This window comes from Alistipes ihumii AP11 (assembly GCF_025144665.1).
GTDB classification, from domain to species: Bacteria; Bacteroidota; Bacteroidia; order Bacteroidales; family Rikenellaceae; genus Alistipes_A; species Alistipes_A ihumii.
The window spans coordinates 577,301-598,061 of the sequence record NZ_CP102294.1; the positions used below are offsets into that span (position 1 = coordinate 577,301).

Consider the following 20,761-nt stretch of genomic DNA (forward strand, 5'->3'; position numbering starts at 1 on the left):
CGTCCGGCTTCCGTACTTTTACGAAAAAACCAGACCAACAACGCATGAAAGCATTTCTTCTGTCGCTCGGCCTTCTCATGGCGGCGGGCACGCTTGCCGGCCAAAGCCGGATGCGCGACTACGGAATCGAGTACGGTATTTTCAGAACCGGACCGCTCAACGCGATCACGGACGTGAAGGGCGTCCGGGTCGGCCACACCACGCTGATCGAAGGCGACTCGGTACGCACGGGCGTCACGGCCGTCATTCCCCATCCCGGCAATATTTTCCGGCACAAGCTGCCGGCAGCCGTCTGCATCGGCAACGGTTACGGCAAAATGGCCGGTTACACGCAGATCAGGGAATTGGGAAACATCGAAACCCCGATCGTGCTGACCAACACGCTCGGCGTGGCGGCCGGTCTGGACGCGCTGATCGACTACACGCTCTCGAATCCCGAGAACGGCGACGTCAAGTCGGTCAACGGGGTGGTGGGAGAGACCAACGACGGAACGCTGAACGACATTCGCGGACGGCACGTCACCAAAGAACATGTGCTCGCGGCCCTGCGCAACGCCAAGGAAGGCCCCGTAGCGGAAGGCAACGTGGGAGCCGGCACCGGAACGATCTGCTTCGGCTTCAAGGGCGGTATCGGCACTTCGTCCCGGGTGCTGCCCGCACGGTACGGAGGCTACACGGTAGGCGTACTGACGCAGACCAACTACGGCGGCGTGCTCGAGATCGCGGGAATACCTGTCGGGCGATATCTGGAGAACTATCCGTACCGCGATGCCGTGCTGCAGGATACGGACGGATCGTGCATAATCGTGATCGTCACGGACGCGCCGCTGGATGCCCGAAATCTCGAACGGCTGGCCAAACGGGGCATGATGGGACTGTCTCGAACCGGGGGGATAGCCAGTAACGGCAGCGGCGACTACGTGATCGCCGTATCGACCGCTTCGGAAAACCTGATCGACGATCGGAACGCGTACTACACCCCCAAGCTTCTGCATAACGAAGCGGTATCTCCGCTATTCGAGGCGGCCATCGAGGCGACGGCCGAAGCGCTGTGGAACTCGCTGTTCGCCGCCGAAACGATGACCGGCTCCGGAATCACCGTCGAAGCCTTGCCCGTCGAACGGATTCTCCCCCTGTTCAACAAAAAGCGGTAGCGAGCGACGGACGGATCCGGAAAGGATTTCATACGACGAAACCGGAAATATCGGGAACTCGAAAGCCGATACGGCAAAGGGGCGAAATTCACTCGGAGCCGATTCCGTCGCTCCGCTCGTCCCGATTCCCGAAGATTCGTATTATATCGCACCGGAAAGGCGAGCGCTTGCCGGTAGAAAGCCCCGTCCCGCAAGCCCACCGTTAACGGACAGACATATCCCGGAGCGGACTTGCTACGGTTTTCGGAACGACAGCCGGGCCCGAACGACGAAATCCGAGGATACGAGGTCCTATCATGCCGCCGGGGAAAAGCGAGGCGAGAAATTATTCATTCGGATCGGCAAAAATGCCATAAAACCGGACGACTGAACCGACAATCGAAAGCGGACAGTCCGTCCTTCTCCCGGGAAACTCGCGGTCGGAAAGGTCGGCGCACTGGGATACATACGGACACAAACCGCCGCCCCTTCACGAGGCGGCGGCCCATTGAGATACGGTTTGCGCCGGAGGCTACCCGATGCGTCGGGCCCCTTGAGAAATGTTGACCTCGATCACGCGCGGAGCATGCCCGAAACGATGCGCGAACCGGTCCGTAGCCTCGGCCAGATAGCCGTCGTAAGCCTCGGCGCGAACCAGATTGATCGTGCAGCCGCCGAAACCGCCGCCCATCATCCGCGCGCCCAGCACGCCGTCGGTCCGATGACCGATATCGGCCAAGAAATCGAGCTCGTCGCAGCTCACCTCGTACTGCCTGCTCAGCCCCTCGTGCGATCCGTTCATTTTCTGTCCGAACGTGACGTAGTCGCCTTTCTCGAGCGCCGCGCAGGCATCAAGCAAACGCTGGTTCTCGTCGACGACATAGCGGCAGCGGCGGTAGACGACCTCGTCCATTTCGCCTTTATAGGTATCGAGCATGTCGGCCGTCACGTCGCGCAGCGATTCGACGCCTCCCACATGCCGGAGCACGACGGCCACACCGGCCTCGCACTGAGCGCGGCGGACATTGTACTCCGACGAGGCGAGCGTATGCTTGACTTGGGTGTCGAACAGCACGACGCGGCAGCCCTGCGGATCGAACGGTTCGAGCTTGTACTCGAGCGACCGGCAGTCGAGGCGAATCACATGGCCCGCCTCGCCGAACAGCGACGCGAACTGGTCCATGATACCGCAGCGGACGCCGACGTAGTTATGCTCGGTCATCTGTCCGATCTTGGCCAGTTGTTCCCGGTCGAACCCGAGACCGTATGTCTCGTTGAGCGCGAATCCGACGGCGCTCTCGAGCGCGGCCGAGGACGAGAGGCCGGCGCCGAGAGGCACGTCGCCGCCGAACGCCATGTCGAACGGCAGAATCAGCGCCCCGCGCTTCTCCATCTCCTGGCACACGCCGTACACGTAACAAGCCCACTGCTGCAAAGGTTTTTCGCCGTGCAGGTCCAGTTCGACCGTCTCGTCGTAATCGAGCGAGTGCACCCGACAGACCGTACCGTCATTGGGTTTCAAGGCCACGTAGATCGCCTTGTCGATCGCCCCGGGCAGCACGAAGCCGAGATTGTAATCGGTATGCTCGCCGATCAGGTTGACCCGACCGGGCGAGGCGAACAGCGAGGCTCCGTCGCCGAACATCGCTTTGAATTTCTCCTGAATCTTGGTTTTCATAGGTCGTATGATTTAGTTCGTAGTGTCGACATAGATCCCGTCCGGATACTTCACATCCGTCAGAAACAGCCCGTGAGCCGGCGCCGAGCATCCGGACAGGGAACGGCTCCGTCCGTCGATTACGGCCCGCATGTCCTCCGGACTCATCTTGCCGCGCCCGACGTCGAGCAGGGTTCCCACGATGGCCCGCACCATATTGCGCAGAAAACGGTCGGCAGCAATCGTGAACACGAGCAGATCGTCCTCTCGGTCCCACCGGGCCCGATCGACGCGGCACACGTTCGTCTTGTTGTTGGAATGCAGCTTGGCGAAGCTCGTAAAGTCGCCGCAGCCTATCAGCAACGCAGCCGCCTCGTTCATTCGCTCCGCATCGAGCGGCAAAGCGTAGCGGAAGGCCGTATCGCGCCGGAACGGGTCTTTGCGCAGCGCGACGTAATACTTATACTCGCGCTGTACGGCGTCGAAACGGGCATGCGCGTCGTCGCGGACCCTTCTCAGAGCGCTCACGGCAATGTCGTCGGGCAGCACGGCATTCAAATGGTAGCAGAACCGGGCCGGATCGTCCACCGCCCGCTCCGCGTCGAAATGGGCCACATAGAACGAGGCATGCACGCCCGTATCGGTCCGGCCGGCCCCGACGACGGGAGTCTCGTGCCGGAGCAATGTGGAGAGCGCCTGCTGCACGGCCTGCTGCACGGACGGATCGCCGGGCTGCACCTGCCACCCGCAATAGGCTTTGCCCGAATAGGAAAGTTCCAGAAAATAACGCACCTTATTATCGGTTTGAGAACAAAGATAGCATTTTCGCCGAGAGAATGAAACCCTGCCGCCCAAAACGGCGAATCCCGCCGCTGCCGAAAATCGCAGCGACGGGATCCGACTCGTCCCCGAATACGCAAAGGCTACTTTTTCAATTCTTCGAGCAGCCGGGGCATCATCGTCCAGATCGTGCCCTCGTCACGAGCCGTCCAGAAATTCCCATCGACGGCGAAAGGCTCGTCGACGGCCTGGCCCTGAACGATCGCGGCTTTGGCCAGCGGATGCACGGAAAGCTTACGGCCCGACGCTACGCCCGCCTTCTCGAACATCATACCGGCAGCGCAATGGCCGATCACGATCTTATCCCGACCGGCGAACTCCCTGATCACTTCCATCAGATCGAGATTGTACGGCTCGCCGGCATGCCGGGCGAACACGGGCACGGCATCGCCGCAGCTGAACACGAGCGCATCGTAATCGTCCGCATGTCCCTTCAGAGCTGCCACCGTATCGTCTGCCGTGAGCCGTATGCCGGAGTTGGTTCCGATCTCCCGACGGTCCGCCACGGCATATACCCGATACGGGATTCCGTTCTCGTAAAACGCTTCCAAATACTGGAAAAGGCCCATTCCGTTCACCGGATCGACGGCCAAGACAGCTACTTTCTTCGCCATAACCATAATTTTTTAAATGAAACGATAGTTCTTATTAGTAAGTCTGTTATATTTGTATATGGCAAATGTAGGCTTCCTCCGGTACAAATACAAGAACGCACCTCGGAATAAGCCGATTACACGGCTGTAACGATTACTGGTTGTCAAATCATTCGGAGATCGAAAAAAATGCAAAATTTTCACCGCGACGGAGTCTGTCCGGTCAGAGACGTGCTGTGCAGACTGGGCGACAAATGGACGACGCTCGTGCTGGTCACCCTGCATGCGAACGGTATCATGCGCTTCAGCGACATCCAGCGGACGATCGGCGATATCTCGCAGCGCATGCTGACGGTCACCCTCCGCTCTCTGGAAACGGACGGCATGCTCGAGCGAAAGGTTTATGCTCAGGTACCTCCCAAGGTAGAATACCGCCTGACCGAACGCGGCCGCAGCCTGATGCCGCACATTGAGGGACTGGTCGAATGGGCGCTGGCGAACAAAGACGGCATTCTGAATGACCGGAACCGTACATAGAACCCGTAACGGCATATGTAGCCTAATCGCCCCATGTCCAAACCTGTTCTTGCGCTTCCGTGCCGATCGCCGCGAGGCATCGGCCCGGAAACGAACAGAGGAAAAAGCTCCGGTTCCGGAGTACGCTGAGGGCCGCTATGATCCGCGCAATGGCAAACCGGCCATCCGCTCCACCCGACATAAGGTTCCATCGCGAAACGAAGCCGTCAGACGATTTTCCCGCACAGGCGGCATGTTATCCGACCGGCACGGAGCGAATCTTTTAAAAATTAGTGTAAATTTGCAGGGACAAAACCGCCGATTATGAAAATTGCACTGATAGGATACGGCAAAATGGGACGCGAGATCGAGCGGATTCTCGTCGAGCGCGGCCACAGCATAGCCCTGATCGTCGACCGGGACAATACGGACGATCTGACGCCCGAGAACCTGCACGGAGTCGACGCGGCGATCGAGTTCACGACTCCCTCGACGGCGTTCGACAACCTGCGTATCTGCTTCGAGGCGGGCGTACCGGTCGTATGCGGCACGACGGGCTGGACCGAGCGGCTCCACGAGGCGGAAGCCTTGTGCCGTCAGCACGGCGGAGCCTTTTTCTACGCATCGAACTACAGCATCGGGGTCAACGTCTTCTTCGAGGTGAACCGCAAGCTGGCCGAACTGATGAATCGTTTCGGAGCCTACGACGTAACGGTCGAAGAAACGCACCATACGCAGAAAAAGGACGCTCCCAGCGGCACGGCCATTACGCTGGCCGGAGATATTCTCGACCGAATAGACCGCAAGACGCGCTGGACGAGCGGCACGACGACCGAGCCCGACGCGCTGGAAATCGCTTCCGTACGCCGCAGCGTCGTGCCGGGCATCCACACGGTTACCTACGAGTCGGAAGCGGACGTGCTGTCGATCACGCACTGCGCGAAAAATCGGTGCGGGTTCGCTACGGGCGCAGTGATGGCAGCCGAGTTCGTCGCCGGCAAAAAGGGAATATTCTCGATGAAGGACCTGCTGGGACTGGAATAAGAGCCGGCCGAGCCCATAAAAACGATACGAAAACCGACCGAAACGCCGTTTGTCGTCCGAACGGCCGCAGGGCCAATAAAAACACACAAGAATAGAAGTGAGCAAACTGAAGAAAATATGGAGCAACCGCTGGGTCAAGTTCGGCGTCGTTTCGCTCCTTTACACGCTGTGGTTCGTCGTATGGACCGGCAACCCGTGGCTGCTGCCGGGCATAGCCGTCATCTACGACATCTACATATCGAAATACATGTATCGCCTGTTCTGGCGCAAACACAAGGAGCGCAAGCAAACCAACAGAACCTACCGCAAAGTATCGGAATGGGTCGAGGCGATCGTGTTCGCTACGGTCGTGGCGACGCTGATCCGCATCTATGTGTTCGCTATGTTCGTCATTCCGACTCCGTCGATGGAAAAAAGCCTGCTCGTGGGCGACTATCTGCTCGTGAGCAAACTGGCATACGGTCCGGTGATGCCCAATACGCCGCTGTCGTTCCCGCTCGTACACAACACGCTGCCTCTGTCGCAAACGAAAAAGTCGTTCGTCGAATGGATCAAGTGGCCCTACCACCGGCTATCGGGGTGGGGGCGCGTCAAGCGCAACGATCCGGTCGTGTTCAATTTTCCGGCCGGCGACACGGTGGCGCTGATGGAGCCCTCGGCCAGCTACTACGACCTGCTGCGGCAGTTTCAGCAGGCCTACGGCGAGAAAGCCGGACGCGACATGCTGTTGCAGCGGACCGAGGTCGTGTACCGTCCGGTCGACAAGCGCGACAACTACGTGAAGCGCTGCATCGCTCTGCCCGGCGACACGATCCGGATCGAGCACTCGGAAGTATGGGTCAACGGCGAGCCGCAGCGCGAGATACCCGGCAGGCAGTACAACTATTACGTGCGGACCGACGGCACGACGATCAATCCGGAACTGTTCGGCCAAATGGGAATTGCGCAGAGCGACATACTGTACGACGCGGGAACTTACTTTCTGCCGCTGACCGACGAGAACGTCGAGCGCCTGCGGAGCCTGCGCAACGTGCGGGAAATCGTCCGCTACGAGGCGACCGGAGCCGATCCCGATATCTTCCCGAACAGCGAGTCGTACCCGTGGAACGTCGATAATTTCGGCCCGCTGTGGGTTCCCCGAAAGGGAGCGACCGTCGCGCTGACCGAAGCGAACCTGCCCCTGTACCGCCGCATCATCGAGACGTACGAGGGCAACCGGCTGGAAGTATCCGACGGGCAGATACGGATCAACGGAGAGCCTGCCGACAGCTATACGTTCGCCATGGACTACTATTTCATGATGGGCGACAACCGGCATAACTCGCTCGACTCGCGCTACTGGGGATTCGTGCCCGAGGACCATATCGTCGGCAAGCCGTCGTTCGTATGGCTGTCGCTGGACAAGGAAAAGAGCTTCCCCGCGAACATCCGGTGGAACCGGATTTTCCGGGGCGTAAAATAAAGTCCATGGAAACTCCGTCCGACAGCTACCTGACGATCGAGGCTCCGGCCGAAGCGCTGTATAAGGACAAAGGCAGCCGGTTCCTCGCTTTCGCCTATCCGGTAGCGAACGAGGAGCAGATACGCGAGCGGGTGGACGCGCTGCGAAAGAAATACTTCGACGCTACGCACCATTGCTACGCGTGGCGCCTCGGTCCTTCGGGCGACAGTTTCCGGGCCGTGGACGACGGCGAGCCCTCCTCGACGGCCGGCCGGCCGATCCTCGGGCAGATGCTTTCGCGCAACGTGACCAACGCGCTGATCGTCGTCGTCCGATACTTCGGCGGAACGAAGCTGGGCGTACCGGGCCTGATCGCCGCCTATCGGGAATCGGCCGCCGCCGCGCTGGACGCCTCATCGGTCGTCGAGCGGACGGTCGATGCAGTGCTGGAAATAGGCTTCGGCTATCTGGTGCTGAACGACGTGATGCGGATCGTCAAGGAAATGCAGCCGCAAGTGCTTGCGCAGCGGTTCGACAACGCCTGCACGATGACGCTGGCAATCCGGAGCTCCGCCGAGGAACCGCTCCGAGAAAGGCTCGCGGGCGTGGAAGGCTTGCGGATCGATCCGAAAGGCTATGTGTAACGGGAACCGACGCGTCGGAAACGCACGAGCGGAATTGCCGATACGCTCCCGGCAGGGAAATATCCGCTTACGGACGGGAGCGCAGCCTCAGGGGAGAGGGGATTCTTTCGACAAAAGACTACTATAAAGACCTGCATATGGGAAAGAAAAATCTGATCTCGATCACCGATTTCTCGCAAGAGGAGATTCTGAAGATCATGGAGCTGGCCGCGCGGTTCGAGGCCGATCCTCACCGCCAGGTGCTCGCCGGAAAAGTAATCGCCTCGCTTTTCTTCGAGCCTTCGACCCGCACGCGCCTCAGCTTCGAGAGCGCGATCAATCACCTCGGGGGACGGGTCATCGGATTCTCCGAGACCGCCAACACGAGCGTATCGAAAGGCGAGACCTTCCATGACACGATCATGGTCATATCGAACTATTGCGACCTGATCGTCATGCGCCACTCGATCGAGGGAGCGGCCCGCTACGCGAGCGAGATATCGAAGGTTCCGGTAGTCAACGCCGGCGACGGGGCCAACCAGCACCCGAGCCAAACGTTGCTCGACCTCTATTCGATCCAGAAGACGCAGGGCACGCTCGACGGCCTCCATATCGCCATGGTCGGAGACCTGAAATACGGCCGGACCGTTCACTCGCTGCTGCAGGCGATGTCGTTTTTCAACCCGACGTTCACGTTCGTCGCACCCGACGAACTGAAGATGCCGGACGAGTACAAGCTGTTTCTCGACGAAAAAGGCATTCCGTACACCGAAACGCGCAACATGGAAGAAGCGATCGACTCGGCCGACATCGTCTACATGACGCGGGTTCAGCGCGAGCGGTTCTCCGACCCGATGGAATACGAGCGGGTCAAGAACGTCTACGTTCTGAGGAACAGCATGCTCGAACGCACCAAGCCCAATATGCGCATCCTGCATCCGTTGCCGAGGGTGGGAGAGATCGACCCGGACGTCGACCGCAACCCCAAAGCCTACTATTTCCAACAGACCGAAAACGGCGTATACACCCGCATGGCCATCATCAGCTACCTGCTGGGCGTCGCCGAATAAACGGAACAAACCGCACAACACACGCCATACCATGACCGATCACACGGAAGGAAAACTGGAAGTCAGGGCCATCGAGAACGGCACGGTCATCGACCATATCCCGTCCGACTGCCTGTTCAAAATCATCAAGATTCTCGATCTGGAGCACGATACGCACCGGATCACGTTCGGAACGAACCTCGAGAGCAAGCGGATGGGCTCGAAAGCGATCATCAAGATCAACGACCGCTTCTGCAAGCAGGATGAGCTGAACCGCATCGCGATCGTCGCACCTATGGCCAAGGTCAACATCATCGAGAATTTCAGGGTCACCGAAAAGCGCAACGTGACGATACCCGAGACGGTCCGGGGTTTCGTGCGCTGCGTCAATCCGAAATGCATCACGAACAACGAGCCGGTCGAGACCTCGTTCACCGTGATCCGGGAAGGAGAGCAGATCGCCCTTCGCTGCAAATATTGCGAAAAGATCACGCACCGGCAGCAGATCGAGATTCTGAAATAAGCCGCCCGGCCGTTTCTCCGGAAAATACCGCCCGCAGGAAATTCCGAGCTAACGTTCCTTTGCCGGTTTTCCGTTATCCGGTCCGGCGATACCAGCCGAAGCGATGCGCTGCCACCAGCCTGCCGGCAGTGCAATATCGGAAGAACGGACGGAACAAGAAAGAAGCCGCATTAAAGAAACCGCATTTTCGTAGGAGGGAACGAACGTTCTCCGACCGAAAATTTCGAGCGCCGGCTTCTCCGGGACGATCCCCGAAAAAACCGTCCCGCACATTAATGTGCGGGACGGTTACTGTGTCGCCGATCGGAATTCGGGCTAGACGATTATCATTTCGTTTTAACCGATCTCCTTTTCACGGTCCCGAAACCGTCAGAGACAATCGATTCCATGCCGTCAGCCGATCTCTTCGGCCATTTCGGCATAGCGGCTCCACTGAATATCCTCGAGGGGCGTCGCCGAATCGATCTCTGCGCTACGTTTCTTGCCGAGTTGCTTGTCGGCCTTCTCGACAGACGCCAGCGTGCGATCGGTTCCGGTCGGCTCCGTATCGAGCAGCCCGTTCGTCCGGTCGACCTGCCGCTTCGGGTCATCGACATACTGCCATGTCTCATTGAAGCCGACGCTCTTGCCCTCGTTCCACGGCCCGCGGCTATCCTCGCCCTCGGACATATTGTAATAGAGGTTGCTGTAACGCGGATCGCTCTGAAGCACGCCGGGAGGAAAATTCGGCCGGATCGTGTCGAGCGCCGCCTCGAACTGCTGGAAATGGGCTACCTCGCGGGTCATCAGAAAGTTCAGCGTCTCGAGCACATACGGATCCTCGGTAAACTGCATCAGGTATTCGTAAACGATCTTGGCGCGCGACTCGGCAGCGATGTCCGAACGCAGATCGACCGTCAGATCGCCGTTCGCATTGACGTACGAGCCCTGCCAGGGTACGCCGTTGCTGTCGGTGAGGCGCGGACCGCCTCCGGTCAGCACGCCGAACTGCGGATTCAGCGTCGCCTCATGGATAAATTCCTCCCGATTGCCCTTGCTGCCGAACATCCGGGCAAAATCGGCCCTGTCGGCCGCGTCCTTCAACTCGCCGTTGATTCCCGACAACAGCATCTGAATCGTAGCCCCGACGATCTCCAGATGTCCCAGTTCCTCGGTCGCGATATCCATCAGCATATCGTACTTGTCGGGATAGGGATTCCGGCACGCGAAAGCCTGAACGAAATATTGCATGGAGGCTTTCAACTCTCCGTTACCTCCGCCGAACTGCTCGAGCAGCAGGCGGGCAAAGCGCGGATCGGGCTTCGAAACGCGCGCATTGAACTGAAGTTCTTTGACATGATGAAACATAAGCTGTACTTTTAAAGGTTTTTATTATATTGATTATCAACCTGAACAAACCGTATAAAAAATCCTGCTTCGCCCGACCGGCACCACCCGATACGTATCCGGCATACAGACGCCTATCTCCCGCATAATCAACGTTTCGATTCTGCTTTCAACGGCCGGACAATGCATCGATCGGAATTTCCCGATACTCCGCAAATCGCAAATCGTCTGCCAAACCGATAAATCGCATGACCGAATAGAGCCGTACAGAAACGCAACGCTAACGGAATGAGAAACAGCCTGCTGCCTTCGAACCGGAAAAACAGTCCGAAATCCGCATGCCGTCCGGAACGAATCGGAGCCGGAATAAGCACTCCGGTTATAGTCAAGCCCTCGGAACCGACGCACCGGACTCTTTCAAAAATGAAAACGGCCCGAATACATGCGGCCAACCCGTGCCCGAACAGCACGAACACGAATCCGAACAGCCTACGCCGATTGACAGGCCATCCATATTCCCGTCTTTTTGCACTCCGGACAGGCGGGGCGAGCAGCCGGACGCCGGAACGGTTTCATGTCCGGAACCGGAAGTTCGGCCAAGGAAGCGACGACCGGTCCGGCCGCGCCGACTACGGAGGCGTCCGTAAACGGACCGGTCGTTTGTCGAAACGCTCCGTGCGCGGATAATAGTTTTGAGAGAAATTCGTTATCTTTAGCGGTCTATTTGGAATTGAGGCATGAACGACTCGAAAGAACGGAAATACATCCACGTCAAAGGCGCCCGGGTACATAATCTCAAGAACATAGAGGTCAAGATACCCCATAACCAACTGGTCGTCGTAACCGGACTGTCGGGCTCGGGCAAGTCGACGCTCGCGTTCGACACCATCTTCGCCGAGGGCCAGCGACGCTACGTCGAAAGCCTGTCGGCCTACGCCCGCCAGTTTCTGGGCAAGATCAACAAGCCCGACGTCGACCTGATTACCGGAATCGCTCCGGCCATCGCGATCGAGCAGAAGGTCAACACGCGGAATCCGCGCTCGACCGTCGGCACGTCGACCGAAATCTACGACTACCTGAAACTGCTCTTCGCGCGCATCGGACGCACCTATTCGCCCGTATCGGGCCGGGAGGTCCGCCGCTACACGGTGGCCGACGTCGTGAACCGGATCGCCTCGCTGCCCGAACGGACACGCATACTGGTAACGGCTCCGCTGAAGCTGGCCGAAGGGCAGGGGCTGATCGAGAAGCTGACGCTGCTCGTCGGCGAGGGAATGCAGCGTATCTATACCCGAGGCGAAACGCTTTTCATCGAGGAGATGATCCCCCGCGCGGACGACTACGCCGGACGAGACGATCTGGCCATCGTCGTCGACCGGGCCCGGGCTACGTCCGACGAGGAAACGCTGAGCCGGTTGGGAGACTCGGTCGAGAACGCGTTTCGGCACGGAGACGGCATCTGCGAGATCGTCGTCCTGCAAGAGGGGGCAGATCGCGTCGAGCGTTTCTCGTCGCGTTTCGAGCTGGACGGCATCGCGTTCGAGCAGCCGACCGAGCATATGTTCAGTTTCAACAATCCGGTGGGAGCCTGCCCCCGGTGCGAAGGTTACGGCAAAGTGATCGGCATCGACGAGGACCTGGTCGTGCCCGACAAGACCAAAAGCATCTATCAGGACGCTATCGCCTGCTGGCGGGGCGAAACGATGAAATGGTGGAAGGAGCAGCTGATTCTGAACGCCCCGAAATTCGACTTCCCCGTCCACCGGCCGTTCTACGAGCTCACGCGCCAGCAGCGGCATCTGCTGTGGAAAGGGAACGAGCATTTTCACGGACTGGACGAGTTCTTCAAATACCTCGAAAGCGAACGCTACAAGATACAGTACCGCGTCATGCTGTCGCGCTACACCGGAAAAACCGTCTGCCCCGACTGCGAGGGAACGCGGCTCCGCAAGGAAGCGCTGTACGTGCGGGTAGGGGGCAAGAACATCGCCGAACTGGTTACCATGCCGGTCGAAGAGCTCGCATCCTTTTTCGACGGATTGCAGCTCGACGAACGGGACGGCGAGACGGCCCGGCGCGTGCTGACCGAAATCCGCAACCGGCTGCAGTACCTCAACGAGGTGGGTCTCGGTTACCTGACGCTCGACCGGCTCTCCTCGACGCTGTCCGGAGGCGAGAGCCAGCGGATCAATCTGGCCACGTCGCTGGGCAGCAGCCTGGTCGGATCGCTCTACATTCTCGACGAGCCGAGCATCGGACTGCATCCGAGGGACACGGCACGGCTGATCGGCGTGCTGAAAAAGCTGCGCGATCTGGGCAACACGGTGATCGTCGTCGAGCATGAAGAGGAGATCATCCGGGCAGCCGACACGATCGTCGACATCGGGCCGCTGGCCGGCTATCAGGGCGGCGAGGTGATGTTCTGCGGCGGCATCGACGAGTTGCTGAAAAGCGAACGCAGCCTGACTGCCCGCTACCTGACCGGCCGCGAGCGGATCGACCCGCCCCGGCGCGTCCGGCCGTGGAACCGATACATCGAAGTCGTCGGCGCCAGAGAGAACAACCTGAAGGGAATCGACGTCAAATTTCCGCTCGGCGTGATGACCTGCGTAACGGGAGTCAGCGGCAGCGGCAAGTCGTCGCTCGTACGCGACATCCTCTACCCGGCCGTCCGCCGTGTCCTGTACGATACGGGAAGCAAGCCCGGCAGCTTCGAGCGGCTCGGCGGCGATCTGAACCAGATCAAGTCGATCGAGATCGTCGACCAGAACCCGATCGGCAAGTCGTCTCGCTCGAATCCGGTCACCTACATCAAGGCATACGACGATATCCGCAAGCTGTTTGCCGACCAGCCGTACGCCCGTCACAACAACCTGACCGCATCGCATTTCTCGTTCAACATAGCCGGCGGCCGCTGCGAAGAGTGTCAGGGCGAAGGAGTCATCAAGGTCGGCATGCAGTTCATGGCCGACGTCGAACTCACGTGCGAGAGCTGCGGAGGCAAACGCTTCAAGGACGAAATTCTGGAAGTGCGCTACCACGGCTACTCGATCTACGACATACTGGAGCTGACCGTCGACGCGGCGATCGAGCTGTTCGCCGCGCATCAGAACGAAGATCCGGTCAACCGCCGGATCATCGAGAAGCTCAGAACGCTGCAGGACGTGGGACTGGGCTACATCAAGCTCGGGCAGTCGTCGTCCACGCTGTCGGGAGGCGAAAGCCAGCGGGTCAAGCTCGCATCGTTCCTGACGAAGGAAAACGCGCCGGACCCGATTCTGTTCCTGTTCGACGAGCCGACGACCGGACTCCACTTCCACGACATCCGCAAGCTGCTCGATTCGTTCGACGCGCTGCTTGCCAAGGGGCATACCGTCGTGATCGTCGAGCACAACATGGACGTCATCAAATGCGCCGACTGGGTGATCGACCTCGGCCCGGAAGCGGGCGAAAGGGGAGGGCGGCTCGTTTTCGAGGGAACGCCCGACGAACTGGCCCGCTGCCCGCAGAGTTATACGGGAAAATACCTATCTTTGACCCGCAAAACCGGCCGGTAACGGCCTCCGCTCAAACCCGTTCCGATGGAATTTACCCGATATACGCTCCGCAACGGCATTCGCTGCATTCACAAGCAGGTCCGCTCGGCGGCAGTCCATTGCGCGCTGACGGTCGGCACCGGAAGCCGCGACGAACAGCCTGCCGAACACGGCATGGCTCATTTGCTCGAACACGCTTTCTTCAAGGGGACCGAGCGACGGCGCGCGTATCATATCAACTGCCGCCTCGAAAACCTCGGAGGCGAGCTGAACGCCTACACGACCAAGGAGGAAACCGTGATCCATACGACGACGCTGCGGGCCGACCTGTCCAAAGCGGCCGAGCTGATCGCGGACATCGTCTTCCACTCCACATTCCCGGCCAAGGAGCTGGAAAAGGAGAAGGACATCATCGTCGACGAGATCAACTCCTACAAGGACTCGCCCTCGGAACGCATTTTCGACGATTTCGAGGACCTCGTGTTCAAGGGCTCGTCCTTGGGACACAACATACTGGGCAGCAAAGCCTCGCTGATGAAATACACGCGCGACGACTTGAAGCGCTTCGTGGCGAGAACATACAACACGGACCAGATGGTCTTCTCGGTGATCGGAAACGTATCGCCCAAGCGCTTCCGCGAAATATGCGACCGATATTTCGCCTCGCAAACGGCTTCGGCGCGAACGTTCTCGCGCGAACGGACCGCCCCGTACGAACCTTTCTCGAAAACGCTGCACCGCAACTGTCACCAAGCCCACTGCCTGCTCGGCGGCCGGGCCTACAGCCTCCGGGACGACCGGCGCGTCGCGCTGTCTCTGTTGAGCAATCTGCTCGGAGGGCCGTCGGCCAATTCGTTACTGAACCTGGCCGTCCGCGAGCGCAACGGACTGTCGTACAGCATCGAATCAAGCTTCACGCCGCTGAGCGACACCGGCATAGCGACGATCTATTTCGGCACGGACAAGGATCGGACGGACGAATGTCTCTCGATCGTTCGGCACGAACTGGAGCGCATATGCCGGGGCGAACTGAAGGAGCGGCAGCTCGGTATAGCGAAAAAGCAATACATCGGTCAGATCACCCTGGCCATGGAAAGCAACGAGAGCTACATGCTCAGTGCGGCCCGCAGCTGCCTGATCTACGACAGCGTGGACGGTCTGGACGAGCTGCATGCCAAAATCCGCTCGATCACCGCCGCGCAGATCGCCGAGGTAGCCGAGGAGATATTCTCCGAGCGGAATCTGTCGATGCTGCTGTACAAATGACGATGAACGATCTGGAACGATATATCGAGGCGCACATCACGCCCGAGGACGAGCTTCTGAGGGAACTCGACCGCGAGACGCACCTGAGCGTCGTACAGCCGCGCATGCTCTCGGGACACATGCAGGGCCGGCTGCTCGAAATGCTCGTGCGGATGCTCGCGCCCAAACGCATACTCGAAATCGGCACGTTCACCGGCTACTCGGCCATTTGCATGGCCCGGGGCCTGCCTGTCGGCGGCGAGCTGCATACGATCGAAGTGGACGACGAGCTGGAAGCGATCGCCGCGCGGTATTTCGCCCGCAGCGGCCTCGGCGACCGGATTTTCGCACATATCGGCTCGGCGCTCGATCTGGCTCCGGCGCTCGGCCTATTCGACCTGATCTTTATCGACGGAGACAAGCGCGAATATCCGGACTACTACCGGATGGCCATGCGGACGCTCGTCCGCAGCGGAAGCTATCTGCTGGCCGACAACATCCTGTGGTACGGCAAGGTAACGGAACCCGCCGCGCACAACGACCGCCACACGAAAGCGATTCAGGAATTCAACGACCTGGTTGCGGCGGACGACCGGGTCGAAAACGTCATCCTGCCGATCCGCGACGGGCTGAACCTGATCCGGGTTAAGTAAAAAGACGGGCATTGCCTTACCGCATGTCCTTGATCCCCGGTTCGCTCCGGTTTATCGGGACGCCAGCCACGACGACGCGCCCTCGAACGAGCTCATTTGCGGAATCCAAGAACAAAGCGTTAAAAAGGGAACCCGTCCATGCAGAGAAAACCGCTTTCCGGCCTCGTATCGCTCCGAATCGATCGTCGCGCTTCTCAGACAATCGGGGGGAAGAGCCGGGGAGACGACCGTCCGATCCGAAATCGGGCTCCGTTCTATTCGGTCGCATTTGCTTTCGGTTTCGCGAACATGATCTCATACGCTCTTTGATCGGGTTTCTTCATAGCTCCCGTAGCGGCATCGATTCCCCATCCGAGCAAATCGAACAGATTGATGACGGAAACGGCGTTGAACGTTTTGAAGATCGTAAAGCGCACAGGATCGTATCCCTCCGATTCGACTTTGACTTCCGTATCCGTAAATCCCCGCTTTACTCTCGTTTCATAGGGGAAAGCGTTCACTTGGTGTTTTTTGCCGTCGATAGTCAATGTCGCCGATTCAACGGGAACGTTCGTATCGAACGTGACCTTGGCCCGAGAACCGCAAAAAACCGTGGCGCACGACGAGAACAAGACAACGGCCGCTACATTCAAAGAAAAACATCGTCTCGGACGCCGATTTTCTCAGCAGCGAAGATACCCTCAATACTCCTGAAACTTGGGACGCATCACTTCGGCGTACAGCACGGCCATCTTCGGATCGAATCCGTCCGCGAAAATTCCGCGCGCCGGCGCCGGCTTTTCCGACTCCTCGGAACCGCCCGCACCGGAAAGAACCGGAGCGGCCACGGGAGCGGCCGTCCGGTCGGCAAGCGACTGCTCGTCATAGGAAAAAGGAACGTCCGTGCGATTTCCGTCCAGCTCGTCGATCGCCTGTTCGTCGTAAGAATAATAGGCGGGAGCCGCCGCTTCGGTCGCCGGCTCCGCCGGAACCTCGGCGGCATATTCTCCGCGATCGCCGCCGGACGCAGCTTCGCCTCCCTTCGGGGAAGCGTCGCTCCGGCCCGATTGTATCTCCCGGATCAGATCGTCCCAAGGCGAGGAGGGCAGGGTAGTCTTCTCCTCGGGCAAAGCCGCCCCCCGGTCTTTCTTTTTCTTTGAGAGAAGGGCCGCGACAACGACGATTATCAGTGTGATCAGAGTTTCCATAGCGCGCTATTCTTGATTGTTCTCCACACGGTTGACTTTTTCGATCCCGCGGATCTTGCCCACTTTTTCCATGATGACTTTCAGGTCCTGAATGTTCTTGACATACAAACTGACACGACCCTCGAAAATCCCGTCATGGCTCTGAATATGCAACTCGCGGATATTGGTGTTCAGTTCGCCGGCCACGACCTGCGAAAGCTCCATCAGGATACCGATCCGGTCGATGCCGCGCAACTCCAGCACCGACAGGTACGACATCGCCTTGTGACTCGACCATTTGACCGGAGTCAGGTTGTTGCCGTGCTGCGCCGCCAGCTTGATCAGTTCGTTGCAGCTCTTCTTATGAACGTCGATCTTGTGCGTATCCGGATTGTCGTAGCCGACTACCTCGTCGCCCGGTATCGGATTGCAGCACGGAGCGATTACGAACTGCGGGGCCTCGGGGTCGTCCCCATCGGGCAAAGCGGTCGCTTTCCGATTCTTTTTCTTGTCGTCCCCGCCCAGAAACTTGAAGGGATTGGGTATCTGCAACGACCAGAATTTCAGTATTTTGCTGGCCGAATTTTCGCGGAGCACCTTGCCCAGATTGTCCAAGCGGACGATTCCCGCACCGAGCTTGCTGTAAAACTCGTCCTTGTTCGCGCATTCGTAGGCCGGCAGCACCTTGCGGAACACGCGGGCGCTCGGCGTCACCCCGAAATCCTTCAGGCGCGCCTCGAACAGCACGATTCCGTTGGCGATGTTGTTCAGCTTGTCTTTCTTCAGGCGGTTCATGATCGCCTGCTTGGCCTTCGTCGTAATGACGTGCTCGAGCCACTCGGGCTTGGGCGAAACGTTTTTCGAAGTGATGATCTCGATCTGGTCGCCGCTGCTGATCGGCGCGAAAATGGACTCGATCTTATGGTTGATCTTGGCCCCCATGGCGCTGTGACCGATCTTCGAGTGAATGTCGTAGGCGAAATCGAGCGCCGTAGCCCCCTGAGGCAACGTGCGCGAGTCGCCCTTGGGCGTGAACACGACGATCTCGGACGTGTAGAGACTAAGCTTGAAATTGTCCAAAAACTCGACGGCATCCTCCGTCGGACTGTTCAGCGCCTCGCGGACCTGCTTCATCCAGCGGTCGAACTCTCCTTCCTCCTTCGACAGCGTGTCGGACTTGTACTTCCAGTGCGCGGCGAATCCCCGCTCGGCGATCTCCTCCATGCGCTGCGAGCGGATCTGCACCTCGGCCCAAATACCGTCGGGCCCCATGACCGTCGAGTGGAGCGCCTCGTACCCGTTCGCCTTCGGAATGTTGACCCAGTCGCGGATACGGTCGGGCTTCGGCTTGTAGATGTCCGTCACGAGCGAATAGATGTGCCAGCACTGCGATTTCTCGGGAATCAGCGGAGAGGGCTTGAACACGATACGGATCGCGAATATATCGTAGATCTCCTCGAACGGAATGTGCTTGCGCTGCATCTTCGACCAGATCGAGTAGATCGACTTGACGCGGCCCGATATCTCGAAATCGATGTCGTTCGCCCGAAGCTTCTCGATGATCGGGGCGTTGAACTTCTCGATGAAACGCGACCGCTTGGCTTCCGTTTCCCGTATCTTGTTCTCGATCTGACGGTAATCTTCCGGAAAGCGGTACTTCAGCGTCAGATCCTCCAACTCGCTCTTGATCGCGAACAGACCGAGACGATAGGCCAGGGGTGCGAACAGATAGATCGTCTCGCTGGTGATCTTCATCTGTTTGTGAGGCGGCATCGAGCCGAGCGTTCGCATGTTGTGCAGCCGGTCGGCGATCTTGATCAGAATCACGCGTACGTCGTCGGAGAGCGTAAGCAGCACCTTGCGGAAATTCTCGGCCTGTTCCGACGCGCTGGTCTTGAAAACCCCCGACATCTTGGTCAGTCCGTCGACCATCAACGCGATCTTCGGGCCGAAACGGCTCTCGATATCCTCTACCGTATAGTCGGTATCCTCGACTACGTCGTGCAGCAGCGCGGCGACGACCGACTTGACTCCGAGCCCGATCTCGTCCACGACGATCCGAGCGACGGCCAGCGGATGCAGGATATAGGGCTCCCCCGAGCGACGGCGCACGCCCTCGTGGGCTTCCTTCGCCAGAAAAAAAGCCCGCTTGATCAAATCCGTGTCGTAGTCGTTCTTGCATATCTTCGAGCAGGAAGACATCAGCTTGTCGAACTGCTCGCCTATGATACGCTCGTCTTCGTCAGAATATCCCATTCACGCCCTTTTATATCAACAATCGCCCGTTCCGGACCTCGCCCGGCCGATCAGTCGGCAGCCGCGAGCCCCGCGCGTACCTTGGCTTCGATTTCGTCCCGAAGCGCCTCGTCGCTCTTGAGCAGTTCCTTCACCGAATCACGCCCCTGACCGATCTTGCGCTCGCCGTAGGAAAACCACGAGCCGCTTTTCTTGAGAATACCCAGATCGACGCCCAGATCGATGATCTCGCCGATCTTGGAAATGCCTTCTCCGTACATGATGTCGAACTCGGCCCGGCGGAACGGAGGCGCGAGCTTGTTCTTGACGATCTTGACCTTCGCGCGGGCTCCGAGCTGCTCCTCGCCGTCCTTGATGACCGACGCCTTGCGGATATCGATCCGGACGCTGGCATAGAACTTCAGCGCGTTTCCGCCCGTCGTCGTCTCGGGATTGCCGTACACGACTCCGATCTTGTCGCGCAGCTGATTGATAAAGATGCAGACCGTGCGGGTCTTGCTGATACTGGCGGTCAGCTTGCGCAGCGCCTGAGACATCAGCCGGGCCTGAAGCCCCATTTTCGACTCGCCCATCTCGCCCTCGATCTCGGCCTTGGGCGTCAGCGCGGCTACGGAGTCGATCACGACGATATCGATCGCGCTCGAACGGATCAAATGGTCGGCGATCTCGAGCGCCTGCTCGCCGTTATCGGGCTGCGAAATAAGCAACTCATCGATGTCTACGCCCAGTTTCCGGGCATACGCGCTGTCGAACGCATGCTCGGCATCGATGAAGGCAGCGATGCCGCCCGCTTTCTGCGCCTCGGCGATCGCATGAATCGCGAGCGTCGTCTTGCCCGAAGACTCGGGACCGAATATCTCGATCACCCGGCCCTTGGGGTAGCCTCCGATGCCGAGCGCCTGATCGATCGTAATCGATCCCGACGGAATAACCGGGACCTCGTCGACCTTCTTGCTGCTCATCTTCATGATCGCACCCTTGCCGAAGTCCTTTTCGATCTTGTCCATTACGGCGCTCAGCACTTTGAGCTTCTCCGGATTAATCTGTGCTTTTTCTGTCATAGCTATAGCGTTCTTTATTTATTCAGTTATGTGTCAGTATTCCGATCGAAGGAGCGTCCTCCCGCTTCCGCAAACGCCTTCCTCCGCTCCTCCTGCCCG

At 59.0% G+C, this 20,761-nt stretch carries 18 protein-coding genes; 10 read left to right on the forward strand and 8 right to left on the reverse strand.

Features of this window, described 5'->3' with window-relative positions; all coding sequences use genetic code 11:
- Nucleotides 1-44 precede the first annotated feature (44 nt).
- Complete coding sequence (locus NQ491_RS02375; RefSeq protein WP_019244942.1) at nucleotides 45-1,154, forward strand: DmpA family aminopeptidase; 1,110 nt, start codon at nucleotides 45-47, stop codon at nucleotides 1,152-1,154.
- A gap of 511 nt (nucleotides 1,155-1,665) precedes the next feature.
- Here NQ491_RS02375 and galK read toward each other — a convergent pair.
- The 3 genes from galK to NQ491_RS02390 form a co-directional block, all read right to left on the reverse strand.
- Nucleotides 1,666-2,811, reverse strand: coding sequence for a galactokinase (galK, locus tag NQ491_RS02380; protein ID WP_019244941.1), 1,146 nt, complete (start codon nucleotides 2,809-2,811; stop codon nucleotides 1,666-1,668).
- Nucleotides 2,812-2,823: 12 nt separating this feature from the next.
- Nucleotides 2,824-3,582: a tRNA pseudouridine(38-40) synthase TruA gene (gene truA / locus NQ491_RS02385; protein WP_019244940.1), complete on the reverse strand. Its 759-nt coding sequence runs from the start codon at nucleotides 3,580-3,582 to the stop codon at nucleotides 2,824-2,826.
- A gap of 131 nt (nucleotides 3,583-3,713) precedes the next feature.
- Nucleotides 3,714-4,244: a DJ-1/PfpI family protein gene (locus NQ491_RS02390; protein WP_019244939.1), complete on the reverse strand. Its 531-nt coding sequence runs from the start codon at nucleotides 4,242-4,244 to the stop codon at nucleotides 3,714-3,716.
- 168 nt (nucleotides 4,245-4,412) lie between these two features.
- Here NQ491_RS02390 and NQ491_RS02395 point away from each other — a divergent pair, with 168 nt between their 5' ends.
- From NQ491_RS02395 to pyrI, 6 genes are all read left to right on the forward strand, one after another.
- A complete protein-coding gene (locus tag NQ491_RS02395; protein ID WP_019244938.1) occupies nucleotides 4,413-4,760 on the forward strand; it encodes a winged helix-turn-helix transcriptional regulator in 348 nt (115 codons plus the stop codon).
- Nucleotides 4,761-5,063: 303 nt separating this feature from the next.
- The gene (gene dapB / locus NQ491_RS02400; protein ID WP_019244937.1) at nucleotides 5,064-5,783 is read left to right on the forward strand and encodes a 4-hydroxy-tetrahydrodipicolinate reductase; all 720 of its coding nucleotides are present in this window, start codon (nucleotides 5,064-5,066) and stop codon (nucleotides 5,781-5,783) included.
- 97 nt (nucleotides 5,784-5,880) lie between these two features.
- Nucleotides 5,881-7,245 (forward strand): signal peptidase I, encoded by a 1,365-nt coding sequence (gene lepB / locus NQ491_RS02405; RefSeq protein WP_019244936.1) that lies wholly within the window; start codon nucleotides 5,881-5,883, stop codon nucleotides 7,243-7,245.
- 5 nt (nucleotides 7,246-7,250) lie between these two features.
- The gene (locus NQ491_RS02410; RefSeq protein ID WP_019244935.1) at nucleotides 7,251-7,868 is read left to right on the forward strand and encodes an IMPACT family protein; all 618 of its coding nucleotides are present in this window, start codon (nucleotides 7,251-7,253) and stop codon (nucleotides 7,866-7,868) included.
- 137 nt (nucleotides 7,869-8,005) lie between these two features.
- Nucleotides 8,006-8,917: an aspartate carbamoyltransferase gene (pyrB, locus tag NQ491_RS02415; protein WP_019244934.1), complete on the forward strand. Its 912-nt coding sequence runs from the start codon at nucleotides 8,006-8,008 to the stop codon at nucleotides 8,915-8,917.
- 31 nt (nucleotides 8,918-8,948) lie between these two features.
- The gene (gene pyrI, locus NQ491_RS02420) at nucleotides 8,949-9,419 is read left to right on the forward strand and encodes an aspartate carbamoyltransferase regulatory subunit (RefSeq protein ID WP_019244933.1); all 471 of its coding nucleotides are present in this window, start codon (nucleotides 8,949-8,951) and stop codon (nucleotides 9,417-9,419) included.
- Between the two features lie 393 nt (nucleotides 9,420-9,812).
- On the opposite strand, the gene NQ491_RS02425 is transcribed toward pyrI, so the two are convergent.
- Complete coding sequence (locus tag NQ491_RS02425) at nucleotides 9,813-10,766, reverse strand: manganese catalase family protein (RefSeq protein ID WP_019244931.1); 954 nt, start codon at nucleotides 10,764-10,766, stop codon at nucleotides 9,813-9,815.
- Between the two features lie 716 nt (nucleotides 10,767-11,482).
- Here NQ491_RS02425 and uvrA point away from each other — a divergent pair.
- Genes uvrA through NQ491_RS02440 form a run of 3 tightly spaced genes read left to right on the forward strand, consistent with a single transcriptional unit; the run spans nucleotide 11,483 to nucleotide 16,179 of the window.
- Nucleotides 11,483-14,302 (forward strand): excinuclease ABC subunit UvrA, encoded by a 2,820-nt coding sequence (gene uvrA / locus NQ491_RS02430; protein WP_019244929.1) that lies wholly within the window; start codon nucleotides 11,483-11,485, stop codon nucleotides 14,300-14,302.
- 24 nt (nucleotides 14,303-14,326) lie between these two features.
- Nucleotides 14,327-15,547 carry a M16 family metallopeptidase gene (locus tag NQ491_RS02435; RefSeq protein ID WP_019244928.1) on the forward strand — a complete coding sequence of 407 codons (1,221 nt, stop codon included), beginning with the start codon at nucleotides 14,327-14,329 and terminating at the stop codon, nucleotides 15,545-15,547.
- Nucleotides 15,548-15,549: 2 nt separating this feature from the next.
- The gene (locus NQ491_RS02440; protein ID WP_026089498.1) at nucleotides 15,550-16,179 is read left to right on the forward strand and encodes an O-methyltransferase; all 630 of its coding nucleotides are present in this window, start codon (nucleotides 15,550-15,552) and stop codon (nucleotides 16,177-16,179) included.
- A gap of 254 nt (nucleotides 16,180-16,433) precedes the next feature.
- Here NQ491_RS02440 and NQ491_RS02445 read toward each other — a convergent pair whose 3' ends face one another.
- The 4 genes from NQ491_RS02445 to recA form a co-directional block, all read right to left on the reverse strand.
- Nucleotides 16,434-16,706 (reverse strand): hypothetical protein, encoded by a 273-nt coding sequence (locus NQ491_RS02445; RefSeq protein ID WP_232423178.1) that lies wholly within the window; start codon nucleotides 16,704-16,706, stop codon nucleotides 16,434-16,436.
- Between the two features lie 153 nt (nucleotides 16,707-16,859).
- Nucleotides 16,860-17,366: a hypothetical protein gene (locus NQ491_RS02450; protein ID WP_019244924.1), complete on the reverse strand. Its 507-nt coding sequence runs from the start codon at nucleotides 17,364-17,366 to the stop codon at nucleotides 16,860-16,862.
- Between the two features lie 6 nt (nucleotides 17,367-17,372).
- Nucleotides 17,373-19,601 carry a RelA/SpoT family protein gene (locus NQ491_RS02455; protein WP_019244923.1) on the reverse strand — a complete coding sequence of 743 codons (2,229 nt, stop codon included), beginning with the start codon at nucleotides 19,599-19,601 and terminating at the stop codon, nucleotides 17,373-17,375.
- 50 nt (nucleotides 19,602-19,651) lie between these two features.
- Complete coding sequence (gene recA / locus NQ491_RS02460) at nucleotides 19,652-20,662, reverse strand: recombinase RecA (protein ID WP_019244922.1); 1,011 nt, start codon at nucleotides 20,660-20,662, stop codon at nucleotides 19,652-19,654.
- Nucleotides 20,663-20,761: the final 99 nt, after the last annotated feature.